Source organism: Amycolatopsis heterodermiae (assembly GCF_034929455.1).
GTDB lineage: Bacteria > Actinomycetota > Actinomycetes > Mycobacteriales > Pseudonocardiaceae > Amycolatopsis > Amycolatopsis heterodermiae.
In genome coordinates this window covers 324,491-340,786 of sequence record NZ_JAYFSI010000008.1, presented here as the reverse complement: position 1 = coordinate 340,786, position 16,296 = coordinate 324,491, and the positions used below count along the sequence as shown (strand labels likewise).

Here is a 16,296-nt window from a genome sequence, read left to right as displayed (position 1 = left end):
CCCTCGTCGCACCCGGCCCCGGGACGCCTCGCGCAAGCGCGGCGTCCCGGGGCTTTTCCGCAGGTCGGAGGCGGGTTCGACTAGGGGCCTAGGGGGTCGCTAAGGGTTGTCGCGGGAGTCTGCGGATTCATAGGTTTCCCTGGCACCGGTTCGTCGGCGCGGCGCTGTGACCATGGGAAACAGGGGAACGCGCGCACCGAGGGAAGCCGGGGGGACGCAGACACGGCGACAAGTGAGGTGTGCGGCGATGGCCGATGAGGCGACGCTCCGTGACTATCTGAAGTGGGTCACCGCCGACCTGCACCAGACCCGGCAGAAACTGCGCAGCCTCGAGGACCGGACGCAGGAACCGATCGCCGTCGTCGCGATGAGCTGCCGGTACCCCGGCGGCGTGCGGACCCCCGAGCAGCTCTGGGAGCTGGTCTCGGAGGGCCGCGACGTCATCGGCCCGTTCCCCGAGGACCGCGGCTGGGACACCGACGCCGTCTTCGACCCGGATCCCGACCACAGCGGCACCACCTACGCGAACGAAGGCGGCTTCCTCAGCGAAGCCGGCCGGTTCGACGCCGCGTTCTTCGGCATCTCGCCGCGCGAAGCGCTCGCCATGGACCCGCAGCAGCGGCTGCTGCTCGAGACGTCCTGGGAGGCCTTCGAGCGCGCCGGGATCGTCCCCGCTTCGCTGAAGGGCACCCAGTGCGGTGTCTTCGTCGGCACCACCAGCCACGACTACGCGACGCTTCTCGCCGACGCGCCCGAAGGCGTCGAAGGGCACGTCGCGACCGGAAGCGCGGCGAGCGTCTTCTCCGGCCGGGTGGCCTACAGCTTCGGGCTCGAAGGCCCCGCCGTCACCGTCGACACCGCGTGCTCTTCGAGCCTGGTCTCGCTGCACCTCGCCGCGCAGGCCCTGCGCCGGGACGAGTGCTCGCTCGCGCTGGCCGGCGGCGTCACCGTGATGTCGACGCCGGGCGCCTTCGTCGAGTTCAGCCGCCAGCGCGGCCTCGCGCCGGACGGCCGCTGCAAGGCGTTCGACGCCGCCGCCGACGGCACCGGCTGGGCCGAGGGCGTAGGCATGCTGTTGCTGGCCCGGCTTTCCGACGCTCGCCGCCTCGGTTACCCCGTGCTCGCGGTGGTGCGCGGCACGGCGATCAACTCCGACGGCGCGTCCAACGGCCTCACCGCCCCCAACGGTCCGGCCCAGCAGAAGGTCATCCTGCAGGCGCTGGCCAACGCGCGGTTGTCGGCCGGGCAGGTCGACGCGGTCGAGGCGCACGGCACCGGCACCTCGCTCGGCGACCCGATCGAGGCCCAGGCGCTGCTCGCCACCTACGGCCAGGACCGTCCGGACGGACGCCCGCTGCTGCTCGGCTCGATGAAGACCAACATCGGGCACTCGCAGGCCGCGGCCGGCGTCGGCGGCATCATCAAGATGGTCCAGGCCATCCGGCACGGCGTCCTGCCCCAGACGCTGCACGTCACCGAGCCGACCCCGCACGTCGACTGGGCGGCCGGTGCCGTCGAGCTGCTCACCGAGGCGCGGACCTGGCCGGAGACCGGCGAACCGCGCCGCGCGGCCGTCTCGTCGTTCGGCATGAGCGGCACCAACGCGCACGCCATCATCGAGCAGGCCCCCGAGCCGGAGGAAACCCCCGAACCGCACCGGGCGCCCGTCGGCGGCACCCTGCCGCTGCTGCTGTCCGGCCGCACCGAGGCCGCGCTGACCCGGCAGGCCGAAGTCCTGCGCGACCACCTCGCCGCGCACCCCGAGCTGTCCCTGGTGGACGTCGCCCGCACCCTCGCCACCACACGGGCGGCCTTCGAACACCGTGCCGTCGTGGAAGCTTCCGACCGGGACGCACTTTTGTCCTCTTTGGACGACCTGACGACGGCCACCCGCGCCGCGGTCACGTCGTCCGGCCGGACCGCCTTCGTCTTCCCGGGCGCCGGTGCGCAGTGGGAGGGCATGGCCCGCGAGCTGATGACGGCGTCCCCGGTCTTCGCTGCCCGGATGCGGGAGTGCGCGACGGCCTTGGCGCCGCACGTCGACTGGTCGCTGCTGGGCGTGGTCGCCGGTGCCGAGGGCGCACCGTCCGAAGTGGACCGGGTGGACGTGCAGCAGGTCGTGCTGTGGGCGGTGATGGTTTCGCTCGCCGAGGTCTGGCGCGCGCACGGCGTGACCGCCGACGCGTTCGTCGGGCACTCCCAGGGTGAGATCGCCGCCGCCGTCGTCGCGGGCGCGCTGTCCCTCGAGGACGGCGCGCTGGTCGTCGTGACGCGCAGCCGCCTGGTCTTGGACCTGGCCGGCCGCGGCGGGATGCTCTCCGTGGCGCTGTCGCAGGCCGACGTCGAAGCCCTGATCGCGGACGGCCCGCTGTCGATCGGCGCGGTCAACGGCCCCACCAGCACCGTTGTCTCTGGTGACGTCGGCGCGCTCGACGAGCTGCTCGCCCGGTGCGAGCGCGACGGAGTCCGCGCCAAGCGCGTTGCCGTCGACTACGCCGCGCACTCGGCCCAGCTGGAGGAGCTGCGCGAGGAGTTCGAACGCGCCGTCGCGCCGGTCCGCCCGCGCGCCACCGACCGGCCGTTCTACTCGACCGTCACCGGTGAGCGGATCGACACCACGACCCTCGACGTCCACTACTGGTTCCGCAACCTGCGCGAGACCGTGCGGTTCGACGGCACCGTCCGCGTCATGCTCGCCGAAGAGCTGAGCGCGTTCGTCGAGGTCGCGCCGCACGCGGTGCTCACCGTGGGGCTGCAGGAGATTTTCGAGGACGAAGGCGTCGAAGCGGTCGCCCTGCGGACCCTGCGCCGCGGTGAAGGCGGCCTCGCGCGGTTCCACCTGTCGCTGGCCGAGGCGCTGGCCGGCGGGGTCGTGCCCGACTGGGCCGTGCTGTACGGCACCGGCGAGCGCGCCGACCTGCCGACCTACGCCTTCGAGCCGAGCCGGTTCTGGCCGGACGTCTCCGCGGTCCGCACCGGCGACCTCGGCTCGGCCGGGCTCGGCGCGGCCGCGCACCCGCTGCTCGGCGCCACCGTCGCGCTGGCCGACGGCGAGGGCTTCCTGTTCACCGGCCGGCTGTCCGCGCACACCCAGCCGTGGCTGGCCGACCACGCCGTCGGCGGCACGATCCTGTTCCCCGGCACGGCTTTCGTCGAGCTGGCCGTGCGGGCGGGGGACCAGGCCGGCTGCGACCGGCTGGCCGAGCTGACCCTCGAAGCACCGCTGGTGCTGCCCGCACGCGGCGGCGTCACGCTGCAGGTGACGGTCGGTGCCGGCGACCCGCGGGCCATCGAGTTCTACTCCCGGCCCGCCGACGCCGCCTTCGACGAGCCGTGGACGCGGCACGCCACCGGCACCCTCACGACGTCCGGCACCCCGGCGCCCGCCGACACCGTGACCTGGCCGCCGGAAGGTGCGCAGGTGGTCCCGGTCGACGGCCTCTACGACGCCTTCGCCGCCGCGGGTTTCCAGTACGGGCCGGCGTTTCGCGGCCTGCACGCGGCCTGGCGGTCCGGTGACGACTTCTATCTCGACGTCCGCCTGCCCGATGCCGTCAAGCCGGCCGCCGGGCGGTTCGGCCTGCACCCGGCCCTGCTCGACGCCGCGCTGCACGGCGTCGGCCTGACCGGGTCCGCGCGCGGGCTGCTGCCGTTCTCCTGGAACGGGGTGACGCTGTTCGCGGCCGGCGCCGACGCGATCCGCGTCAAGCTGAGCCCGGCCGGGCCGGACACCGTCTCGCTCGACGTCGCCGACCAGAGCGGCCGCCCGGTCGCCGCGGTCGAGTCGCTGGTCCTCCGCCCGGTCGACGCCGCGGCCATCGGTGACGCCGGCCGGGTCCGGGACGCGCTGTACCGGGTGGACTGGACGGAACTGCCGCTGTCCGTTGTGGACGGTTCAGCGACCTGGGCGCAGCTCGGCACGCCGCTGGGCAGCTCGGTCGCCTCCTGGGCCGACCTCGCCGCGCTCGCCGCCTCGAGCGATGGCGGCGCATCGGACTTCGTCGTGGTCTCCCCAGGTGGGGGCGACGGTCTCGCGGCCGCCGCGCACCGAGCCGCGCAGGACACCCTCGCCCTGGTCCAGGCCTGGCTCGCGGAGCCGAAGTTCGACCGCTCACGCCTGGTCTTCGTCACCCGCGGCGCGCTCGGCCCGGACGGCAGCGGCGACCCCGCCGCGGCGACCGTCTGGGGCCTGCTGCGCGTGGCACGGTCGGAGCACCCGGGCCGCTTCGCCGTCGTCGACCTCGACGCCGTCACGCCCGACAGCGTGCTCGACCTGCTGCCGGCCGCGCTCGCCGCCGACGAGGCCGAGCTGGCCGTGCGAGACGGCATCGCGTACGTCCCGCGTTTGGCGCGTCACGCCGTGTCCGATGTGGACGACACGGTGTTCGGTCCGGACGGGACGGTCCTGATCACCGGGGGCACCGGCACCCTCGGCGGGCTGGTGGCCCGCCACCTCGTCGCCGAGCGTGGTGTCCGGCGCCTGCTGCTCGTCGGACGCCGTGGCCTCGCCGCCGACGGCGCTGCTGACCTGGCCGAAGAGTTGACCGCGCTGGGCGCCGACGTCGAGATCGCGGCGTGTGACGTCGCTGACCGCGACGCCGTCGAAGCGCTGCTGGCGCGGACGTCAGACCTCACCGCGGTCGTGCACACCGCGGGTGTGCTCGACGACGGGACTGTGGAGTCCTTGACGCCCGAACGTCTGGCCGCCGTGCTGCGTCCGAAGGTCGACGCCGCCGCGAACCTGCACGAACTGACCGCCGGCCTGCCGCTGCGCGCGTTCGTGCTGTTCTCCGGCGCCGCCGGGACCTTCGGTGGCCTGGGGCAGGCCAACTACGCCGCCGCCAACGTCTTCCTCGACGCGCTGGCCGCGCACCGGCGCGCCGCCGGGCTGGCCGCGACGTCGCTGGCCTGGGGCCTGTGGGCCCAGGCGTCCGGCATGACCGGTCACCTCGACGACGGCGACCTCGGCCGGATGAGCCGCGGCGGCATCGAGCCGCTGCCCACCGAAGACGCGCTCACCCTGTTCGACCTGGCCACCGGCAGCGGCGACGCCCTGCTCGTGCCGGTCCGGCTGGCCGCCTCGACCACGAAGCCCGGCTCGGTGCCGGCACTGCTGCGCGGGCTCGTCCGCGCTCCGGCGCGCCGCGCCGCGGCCGGTGCCGCCGAGGACGAGTCCCTGTTGCGCGAACGGCTGAGCGGCCTCGGCGAGGCCGAGGTCGAGCAGCAGCTGCTCGACCTGGTCCGGACCACCGCGGCCGCCGCGCTGGGTCACGCGTCCGCCGACGACGTGCGCGACGCCAAGCCGTTCAAGGACCTCGGGTTCGACTCGCTGACCGCGGTCGACCTCCGCAACCGCCTCAACCTCGCGACCGGCCTGCGGCTGCCCGCGACCCTGGTGTTCGACCACCCGACGCCGCTGGCGCTGGCCAAGCACGTGCGCGGGGAGCTGTTCGGCACCGGTGAGATCGTGCCGACCCGGCGCGTCAAGTCCACTGTGGACGACGCGGACGACCGGATCGCCATCGTCGCGATGAGCTGCCGTTACCCCGGCGGCGTCCGGACGCCGGAAGACCTGTGGCAGCTGGTCTCCTCGGGCACCGACGCCATCGGCGCGCTGCCCGCCGACCGCGGCTGGGACCCCGAGCTGCTCTACGGCCAGGACCCGGACGGCGACGGCTCCCGCTTCGCCCGCGAGGGCGGTTTCCTTTACGACGCCGCCGATTTCGACCCGGAGTTCTTCGGCATCAGCCCGCGCGAGGCGATGGCGATGGACCCGCAGCAGCGGCTCCTGCTGACCACGACGTGGGAGGCCTTCGAGCGCGCCGGGATCGACCCGGCGGCCGCGCGCGGCTCCCGGACCGGCGTGTTCGCCGGCGTGATGTACCACGACTACGGCTCGCGGCTCTACGCCTCGGACGGCCTCGACGAGTACAGCGCCCACCTCGGCAACGGCGGCGCGGGCAGCATCACGTCCGGCCGGATCGCCTACACCTTCGGGCTCGAAGGCCCGGCCGTCACCATCGACACGGCGTGCTCGTCCTCGCTGGTCGCGCTGCACCTCGCCGCGCAGGCCCTGCGCACCGGCGAGTGCTCGATGGCGCTGGCCGGCGGCGTGTCCGTGATGAACACCCCGACGATCTTCATGGAGTTCCTGCGCCAGCGCGGTCTCGCCGAGAACGCGCGGTGCAAGTCTTTCGCCGACGGCGCCGACGGCACCGGCTGGGGCGAGGGCGTCGGCATGCTCTTGCTGGAACGGCTTTCCGACGCGCGCCGCAACGGGCACCCGGTGCTCGCGGTGGTCCGCGGCAGCGCGGTCAACCAGGACGGCGCGTCCAACGGCATGACCGCGCCGAACGGCCCGGCCCAGCAGCGGGTGATCCGCCAGGCGGTCGCCGCGGCCGGTCTCGAACTGTCCGATGTGGACGCCGTTGAAGCGCACGGCACCGGCACGTCGCTCGGCGACCCGATCGAGGCACAGGCCCTGCTGGCCACCTACGGCCGCGACCGCGCCGGGGAACCCCTGTGGCTCGGCTCGATCAAGTCCAACTTCGGCCACACCCAGGCCGCGGCCGGCGTCGCCGGGATCATCAAGATGGTCATGGCGATGCGGCACGGCACGCTGCCGAAGACGCTGCACGCCGAGCGGCCGTCGACCCGGATCGACTGGGCGGACGGCGCCGTCGAGGTGCTGCGCGACACGCGCGACTGGCCCGAGACCGGCCGTCCGCGCCGCGTCGGGGTGTCGTCGTTCGGCATCAGCGGCACCAACGCGCACGCCGTGCTGGAGCAGGGTGACCCGGCTCCCGAGACGTCTGACCCCGCTGACGGCCCGGTGGCCTGGGTCCTTTCCGGACGGACCGCGGACGCGCTGCGAGCGCAGGCATCCCGGCTGCTGGAGCACGCCGGCGCCGGGCACCCGCACGACATCGGCCGCGCGCTGGCAACTGCGCGCACCGCGTTCGACGTCCGTGCCGCGGTCGTCGGCGAGGACACCGACGAACTGGTCCGCGGCCTGACGGCGCTGGCCGGGGGAGCGGCGGCCGCGAACGTCGTCCGCGGCTCGGCGACCGGCGTCGCGCCCGCGTTCCTGTGCACCGGCCAGGGCAGCCAGCGGCCCGGCATGGGCCGTGACCTCTACGACGTCCACCCCGAGTTCGCCGCCGCGCTCGACGCGGTGTGCGCGGAGTTCGACGCCTACCTGGACCGGCCGCTGCGGATGGTCATGTTCGCCGAGGCGGGCTCGTCCGACGCCGCGCTCCTCGACCGCACCGCCTACGCGCAGCCGGCGCTGTTCGCGCTGGAAGTCGCGCTGTACCGGCTCTTCGAGCACTGGGGTGCGCGGCCGAGCCACCTGCTCGGCCACTCCGTCGGGGAGATCGCCGCGGCGCACGTCGCCGAGGTGTTTTCGCTGGCCGACGCGGTGAAGCTGGTCGCCGCGCGTGGCCGGCTGATGGACGCGCTGCCGTCCGGTGGGGCGATGGTGGCTCTGCAGGCGACCGAGGCCGAAGTCTCGGGACGTCTGTCGGACGGTGTGGCCATTGCCGCGCTGAACGGCCCTTCGTCGACGGTGATTTCGGGTGACGAGTCCGAGGTGCTGGCCGTGGCCGCGCAGTTCGCCGAGTTGGGCCGCAAGACCAAGCGCCTGGTCGTCAGCCACGCGTTCCACTCCCCGCTCATGGAGCCGATGCTCGAGGAGTTCCGCGGTGTAGCGGAGTCTCTGTCCTACGGTCGGACGGTTGTCCCGATCGTCTCGAACGTGACCGGCTCGCTGATCACCGAGTTCGACGCGGACTACTGGGTGCGGCACGTGCGCGAGGCCGTGCGGTTCGCCGACGGCATGCGGACGCTGGAGTCGCGCGGGGTCACGACGTTCGTCGAGCTGGGCCCGGACGCCGTGCTCGCCGCGATGGGCCCGGACTGCCTGGAGGGCACCGGCACCTTCGCCGCCGCCCTGAGCGAAGGGCGGCCCGCCGCCCGGACGACGCTGACCGCGCTCGCCGCCGCCCACACCGGCGGCGCCCGGGTGGACTGGTCCGCCGTCTTCGGCCCCGCCGCCCGTGTCGACTTGCCGACTTACGCCTTCCAGGAGCAGCGCTACTGGCTCGACGTCCCGGCCGTCTCCTCGACTGGCCCGGTCGACGAAGGCGAGGCGCGGTTCTGGGACGCCGTCGAGCGCGAGGACGTCGAGACGCTGGCCGGCACGCTCACCCTGGCCGAGGGCGAGGTCGGCCCGGTCGTCTCCGCGCTGTCGGCGTGGCGCCGGGCCCGCACCGAACTGTCCACTGCGGACGCGTGGCGCTACCGCGTCACCTGGCAGCCGCTGCCCGCGGCCGCGAACCGGGTCGCCGGCACCTGGCTGCTCGTCGCCCCGGACGGTGAGGAGGAGATCCTCGCCGCGGTCGTCGACACCCTGACCGAGGCGGGCGCCGAGACGCGGATCCTGCGTGTCCCGGTGGCGGCCGACCGCTCGATCTTCGCCGAGTTGCTGGCCGAGGTGTTCGCTGAGGTGCCGGTCTCGGGTGTTTTGTCGCTGCTCGCTACGGCCGAGCCGGGCGCGAACCCCGGGGTTCCGGACGGCGTCGCGGCCACCGCGGCCCTGGCCCAGGCGCTCGGTGACGTGGCGGCCACGGCCGGCGAGAACGCCGGGGTCCCGGACAGCATCGTGCCGACCCCGGCGCTCGGCGGTGCGGCCCGGTTGTGGCTGGTCACCCGGGGTGCGGTGGCCGTCGGCCGGGCCGACCGCCCGGCTGGGGACAGGCGGCAGTTCGCCGCCCAGGCCGCCGTCGCCGGGCTCGGCCGTGCGGTTGCGCTCGAACACCCCGATCGGATCGCCGGGAGCGTCGACCTCCCGCAGGACCTCGACGCTCGCGCCCTGCTGCGGCTGCCCGGCGTGCTGGCCGGGCTCGGGGCCGAAGACCAGATCGCCGTGCGCGCCAACGGTCTCTTCGCTCGCCGCCTGACCCGCGCCACCGGCCGCGACGGTGTCTGGACGCCGCGCGGGACCATCCTGGTCACCGGCGGTACCGGCGCGCTCGGCGCCGAGGTCGCCCGCTGGCTCGCCGCGAACGGCGCGAGCAAGCTGGTGCTCACCAGCCGCCGCGGCCCGGACGCCCCGGGCGCCGCGGACCTGCGCGCGGAACTGTCCGATGTGGACGTCGAGATCGTCGCCTGTGACATCGCGGACCGCGACGAGGCCGCCGCGCTGGTCGCCCGCTTCGAGTTCGACGCCGTCGTGCACGCGGCCGGGGTCGCCCAGGCCCAGGCCTTCGAGGAGATGTCGCCGGCCGACCTGGCCGACGTCGTCACCGCGAAGGTCGCCGGGGCCACCCACCTCGACGAAATGCTGGGTGAGCTGGACGCCTTCGTCCTGTTCTCCTCCATCGCCGGCACCTGGGGTGGCGCCGGCCAGTCGGCCTACGCCGCCGGCAACGCCTTCCTCGACGCGCTGGCCCAGGCCCGTCAGGCCGCCGGACTGCCCGCGACCTCGGTCGCGTGGGGCCCGTGGGCCGAGGCCGGGATGGCGACCGGCGACGCCGCCGAGCACCTGCGCCGCCGCGGTGTCACGCCGATGGCGCCGCGGTTCGCGGTCGCCGCGCTGGCCCGTGCGGTCGCCGGCGACGACCCGGTGGTCACGGTCGCCGACGTCGATTGGGCCCGCTTCGCGCCCGGTTTCACCGCGGCCCGGCCCAGCCCGCTGCTGGGTGAGCTGCCCGAGGTCCGGGCGGCCTTGGACAGCCGTCCCGCCGCCGAGCCCGAGGAGCTTTCGGCCTTGCGGCGCCGGCTCGCCGGCGCGTCCGCTTCCGAGCGTTCGGCCGTCCTGCTGGACCTCGTGCGCCACCAGGTCGCCGGGGTGCTCGGGTATGCCGGGACCGACGCCGTCGAGCCCGGCCGGGCCTTCCGCGAGATCGGCTTCGACTCGGTGATGGCCGTCGAGCTGCGTGATCTGGTCGAGTCCGCGACCGGCCTGCGGCTGCCCGCGACGCTGGTTTTCGACCACCCGAGCCCGCTGGCGCTCGCCGACCTGCTGGCCGCCGAGCTGTTCGACGAGTCCGCTGTGGACGACGTCGTCGAGTCCGCTGTGGACGGTACCGAGCCGATCGCGATCGTCGCCATGAGCTGCCGCTTCCCCGGTGGTGTCCGCACCCCCGAGCAGTTCTGGGAGCTGCTGCGCGCCGGCGGCGACGCCGTCTCGGACTTCCCCGCCGACCGCGGCTGGGACACCGACGCGATCTACGACCCCGACCCGGACAACCAGGGCACGAGCTACTCGCGCTCGGGCGGTTTCCTCGACGGCGCCGAGGAGTTCGACGCGGCGTTCTTCGGGGTCAGCCCGCGCGAGGCGCTCGCCATGGACCCGCAGCAGCGGCTGCTGCTGGAGACCTCCTGGGAGGTCTTCGAACGGGCGGGCGTCGACCCGCGCACGGTGCGGGGCAGCCGGACCGGCGTCTTCACCGGCACCAACGGCCAGGACTACGTCAACCTGCTGATGGCCTCGGTCGAGGCGATGGAGGGCCACGTCGCCACCGGCAACGCGGCGAGCGTCGTGTCCGGGCGGCTGGCCTACAACTTCGGGCTCGAGGGCCCGGCGGTCACCGTCGACACCGCGTGCTCGTCTTCGCTGGTCGCGGTGCACCTCGCCGCCCAGGCCCTGCGCTCGGGCGAGTGCTCGCTGGCCCTGGCCGGCGGCGCGACGGTGATGGCGACCCCGGCGGCGTTCATCGAGTTCTCCCGCCAGCGCGGCCTCGCCGTCGACGGCCGCTGCAAGGCGTTCGCCGACGCGGCCGACGGCACCGGCTGGGGCGAGGGCGCCGGTATGGTGCTGCTGGAGCGCCTTTCCGACGCCCGTCGCAACGGCCACCCGGTGCTCGCCGTGCTCCGCGGATCCGCCGTCAACTCCGACGGCGCGTCCAACGGCCTGACCGCGCCGAACGGCCCGTCGCAGCAACGCGTGATCCGCCAGGCCCTCGCGGCCGCCGGACTGTCCACTTCGGATGTCGACGTCGTCGAGGCGCACGGCACCGGCACCCAGCTGGGCGACCCGATCGAGGCGCAGGCACTGCTCGCGACCTACGGACGCGACCGTGAGCGTCCACTGTGGCTCGGTTCGGTCAAGTCCAACATCGGGCACACGCAGGCCGCGGCCGGGGTGGCCGGGCTGATCAAGATGGTGCTCGCGGTCGAGCACGGCGTGCTGCCGCAGACCCTGCACGTGGACGCGCCGTCGTCCCATGTGGACTGGTCGGCGGGGTCGGTCGCGCTGGTGACCGAGCCGACGCCGTGGCCGGAGACCGGTGCGCCCCGCCGGTTCGGGCTCTCGTCGTTCGGCATGAGCGGCACCAACGCCCACGCGGTCTTCGAGCAGGCCCCGCCGGAGGCACCCGCCGAGACCGTGGACGAGCTGTCGACGGCCCCGTTCGTGCTGTCCGCCCGCAACGCCGACGCCCTGCGTGACCAGGCCCAGCGCCTCCGCGCCCAGCTCGACGACCAGCCGGAACTCGGCTTGACCGGTCTCGGTGCCGCGCTGACGGGCACCCGGGCCGTCCACGAACACCGCGCCGTCGTGCTCGCCGGTGACCGCGCCGCCCTGCTCGACGGGCTCGGTGCGCTGGCCCGCGGCGAGTCGTTCGCCGGCCTGATCGAGGGGACGGCGCCGGCGACCGGCCGGACCGCGTTCCTCTTCACCGGCCAGGGCAGCCAGCGCGTCGGCATGGGCCGCGAGCTGTACGAGGCGCACCCGGTGTTCGCCTCCGCGCTGGACGCGGTGTGCGCGGAGTTCGACACCCACCTCGACCGTCCACTGCAGACGGTCATGTTCGGCGAACCCGAGCTGCTCGACCGGACCGAGTACACGCAGCCCGCGCTGTTCGCGCTGGAGGTGGCACTGTTCCGGCAGCTGGAGCACTTCGGCGTCCGGCCCGACTTCCTGGCCGGGCACTCGATCGGCGAGCTGGCCGCGGCGCACGTCGCCGGGGTCCTCTCGCTGGCCGACGCGGTGACGCTGGTCGCCGCCCGCGGCCGTCTCATGCAGGCGCTGCCGGCCGGTGGCGCGATGGTGGCGATCCAGGCCACCGAGGCCGAGATCACGCCACACCTTTCGGACGCGGTGAGCATCGCCGCGCTCAACGGCCCGGACTCGACCGTCATCTCCGGCGACGAGGCCGCCGTCAATGCCGTGGCGGAGCAGTTCAAGGACCGCAAGACCAAGCGGCTGACCGTGAGCCACGCGTTCCACTCACCCCTGATGGACCCGATGCTGGCTGAGTTCCGCGGTATCGCGGAGAGCCTGTCCTACGGTCGGCCGGTCATCCCGATCGTCTCGACCGTCACCGGCGCACCGGTGCTGGAGTTCGACGCCGGCTACTGGGTCCGGCACGCCCGCGACGCCGTCCGGTTCCTCGACGGCGTCCGCACGCTGGAAGCCGCCGGCGTCACCCGCTTCCTCGAGCTGGGTCCGGACGGCGTCCTGTCCGCGATGGGCCAGGACTGCGTAACCGGCGACGCCGTGTTCGCACCCACCCAGCGCGCCGGGCGTCCCGAGGAGTCCGCGCTGCTCAGCGGCCTGGCCACGGCGTTCGTCCACGGTACCCCGGTCACCTGGTCCGCCGCCTTCCCCGGCAAGGTGGCGCGGGTCGCCCTGCCGACCTACGCCTTCCAGCGCCGGCGCTACTGGCCGACGCTGCGGGCGGCCGTCACCGGCGACCCATCGGCCCTCGGCGTCGCCGCGGCCGGGCACCCGCTGCTCGGCGCGGCCGTCGCGACCGCCGGCGACGACGGGTTCCTGCTCACCGGACGGCTCTCCGTCCGGACCCACCCGTGGCTCGCCGAGCACCGCGTGCGCGGCACGATCCTGGTGCCCGGCACCGCGTTCGTCGAGCTCGCCGTGCGGGCCGGGGACGAGGCCGGCCACGACCGGATCGAAGACCTGACCCTGCACGCCCCGCTGGTGCTGCCCGAGGACGAGGCGGTCGACGTCCAGGTCCGCGTGGGCGAGACCGACGAGCGGGGACTCCGCCCGCTGACCGTCCACGCCCGCGTGGCCGGCGGCGGCGAATGGACCCTGCACGCCGAAGGCGCGCTCGGGACGGCCGCGGCCGCGCCGTCCGACGGCCTGGCCGTGTGGCCGCCCACCGGCGCAGAACCCATCGACGTCAGCGGTCTGTACGACGGGATGACCGAAGCCGGGTTCGGCTACGGCCCGAGCTTCCGCGGCCTGTCCGCGGCCTGGCGGACGGCCGGCGAGATCTACGCCGAGGTCGCGCTGCCGTCCGGCACCGCGGAGTTCGGCCTGCACCCCGGGCTGCTCGACTCGGCCCTGCACGCGCTCGCCCTCGGCACCGGCGACCAGGTCGCCCGGCCCGGAGAACGCGCCGGCAGGCTGCCGTTCGCGTGGACCGGCGTCACGCTGCACGCCGCCGGCGCCGCGAAACTGCGCGTCCGGCTGACCCCGTCCGGCGACGACGCGGTGTCGCTGCTGGTCGCGGACGCGTCCGGGGCACCGGTCGCCACCGTCGACTCCCTGGTGCTGCGCCCGGTTTCGGCCGTGGCGGACCCCGGTCCCGCGGCCCCCGAGTCGCTGTACCGGCTCGCCTGGACGCCGTTCCCGAAGCCGGACGCGGTCGCCGTCGCGGTCCCGCTGAGCGAGGTCGCCGACGAGGTGCCCGAGCTGGTCGTGGCCGAGGCGAAGAGCGTCACCGACGTCCTGGAACTGGTCCAGAGCTGGATTTCCGAAGAACGCTTCGCCGACGCCAAGCTGGTGTTGCGGACCCCCGGCGCGGTGTACACGGAGACGCCGGATCCGGCCGTGGCCGCCGTCTGGGGCCTGGTCCGGTCCGCGCAGGGCGAGCACCCCGGCCGGTTCGTCCTCGTCGACGCGCCTGATGGCGAGACGCTCGACGCGGCCCTGGCCACCGGTGAACCGCAGGTCGCGGTCCGGGGCGGGGACCTGTTCGTCCCGCGGGTCACGCGGGGTGGCGGGGCGCTTCAGCCGCCGTCCGGTGACCGCACCTGGCGGCTCGACACCCGGGCCAAGGGCACGCTGGACAACCTCGTCTTGGTGCCCAGCGCGGAGGCCGTCGCGCCGCTGGCCGGCCACGAGGTCCGGGTCGGTGTCCGCGCCGCCGGGCTCAACTTCCGCGACGTGCTGAACGCGCTGGGCATGTACCCCGGCGAGGCCGGCTTGCTCGGCATCGAGGGCGCCGGGGTCGTGCTGGAGGTCGGTTCTGGGGTGACCCGGCTGGCGCCGGGCGACCGCGTGATGGGCCTGCTCGCGGGCGGGTTCGGCCCGGTCTCGGTTTCCGACAACCGTTACCTGGTCCCGATTCCGGACGGCTGGAGCTTCGAACAGGCTGCGTCCGCGCCGATCGTGTTCCTGACCGCGTACTACGCGCTGAGCCAGCTCGGTGCGCTGCAAGCGGGGGAGCGGGTGCTCATCCACTCCGCCGCGGGTGGCGTCGGCATGGCCGCCGTCCAGCTCGCCCGGCACCTCGGCGCCGAGGTCTTCGGCACCGCGAGCCCCGGCAAGTGGGACGTCCTGCGCGGCATGGGCCTGGACGACGCGCACCTCGCCAGCTCCCGCACGCTCGAGTTCGAGCAGTCGTTCGGCGGCGGGATGCACGTCGTGCTGGACGCGCTGGCCGGCGAGTTCGTCGACGCGTCGCTGCGCAGCACCGCGCCCGGCGGGCGGTTCCTGGAGATGGGCAAGACCGACGTCCGCGACCCGGAGCAGGTGGCCGCCGCGCACGACGTCCGCTACCAGGCGTTCGACCTGATCGACGCCGGGCCGGACCGGATCGCCGAGCTGTTCGCCGACGTCCTCGCGCTGTTCGCGAGCGGCGCGCTCGAGCCGCTGCCACTGTCCACTTGGGACGTCCGGCACGCGCCGGAGGCGTTCCGCCACCTCAGCCAGGCCAAGCACGTCGGCAAGGTCGTGCTGCGGATCCCGCGGCAGCTCGACCCGGCGGGCACCGCATTGATCACCGGCGGTACCGGCGCGCTCGGCCGGCTGGTGGCTCGGCACCTGGTCACCACGCACGGCGTCAAGCACCTGCTGCTGCTCAGCCGCAGCGGTGGCGCCGGAGACCTCGTCGAAGAACTGGCCGGGCTGGGCGCCGAAGTCACCGTCACGGCGTGCGACGTCACCGACGGCGCGGCGCTGGGCGCGGTGCTCGGCACCATCCCCGCCGAGCACCCGCTCACCGCCGTCGTGCACACCGCCGGCGTCCTCGACGACGGCACCGTCGAGTCCCTCACCCCCGAGCGGCTCGACACCGTGTGGGAACCGAAAGCCGTTGCGGCCCAACGGCTGCACGAGCTGACCGCGGACGCCGACCTGGCCGCGTTCGTGCTGTTCTCCTCGGTCGCCGGCACGTTCGGCAACGCCGGGCAGGCCAACTACGCCGCGGCCAACGTGTTCCTGGACGCCCTCGCCCAGCGGCGGGTGGCGGCCGGCCTGCCCGCGACGTCGCTGGCCTGGGGCCCGTGGGCGGGTGGCGGCATGCTCGGCAGCCTGACCGAGGCCGACGTGCGCCGGATGACCCGCGGCGGGATTCCGCCGCTGACCGCCGCCGAAGGCCTGGCGCTGTTCGACGCGGGCCTGGTCTCGGCCGAACCGGCGCTGCTGCCGGTGCGGCTGGACCTGGCCGCGCTGCGGGCCCGCGCCGCCGGTGGCGGGGTGCCGACCGTCCTCAACGGACTGATCCGCCACCGCGCCCGCCGGACCGCCGAGAACTCCGCCGGCGGTGGGATCGCACTGAAGACGCGGCTGGCCGCGATGTCCGAAGTAGAGCGTGAGCAGCTGCTGACCGAGACGGTCTGCGGCGAGGTCGCCGCGGTGCTCGGCCACCTCTCGGCGGCCGAGGTCGATCCGGCCCGGCCGTTCAAGGAGCTCGGGTTCGACTCCCTGACCTCGGTCGAGCTGCGCAACCGGCTCAACGCCGGCACCGGCCTGCGGCTGCCCGCGACGCTGGTGTTCGACCAGCCGACCCCGCTGGAGCTGGCCCGGTACCTGCGCGAGGCACTGCTGGACGAGCCCGTCGCCGCGGCCCGCCCGGCCGTGCTCGGCGAGCTGGACCGGCTCGAAGCGCTGCTGCTGGCGCCCGGCCACGACCAGGCCGAGCACCCCAGGATCACGTTGCGCCTGCAGAGCTTGCTGGCGAGGTGGAGCGACGCGCACCGGAGCGCGGACAACGCCGACGCCGAGCTCGAGTCGGCCACCGGCGACGACATCTTCGAGCTGCTCGACAAAGAACTGGGCATGTCGTGAACCCCCGCCCGAGCCCCCGTTCCCCCCGCGTCCCC

The 16,296-nt window shown here is 74.5% G+C and carries 1 protein-coding gene; it reads left to right on the top strand.

Annotated features, from left to right (window positions below; all coding sequences use genetic code 11):
• The first annotated feature begins 247 nt into the window (after positions 1-247).
• Positions 248-16,261: a type I polyketide synthase gene (locus VA596_RS31690; RefSeq protein ID WP_323331874.1), complete on the top strand. Its 16,014-nt coding sequence runs from the start codon at positions 248-250 to the stop codon at positions 16,259-16,261.
• The last annotated feature ends 35 nt before the right edge of the window (positions 16,262-16,296 follow it).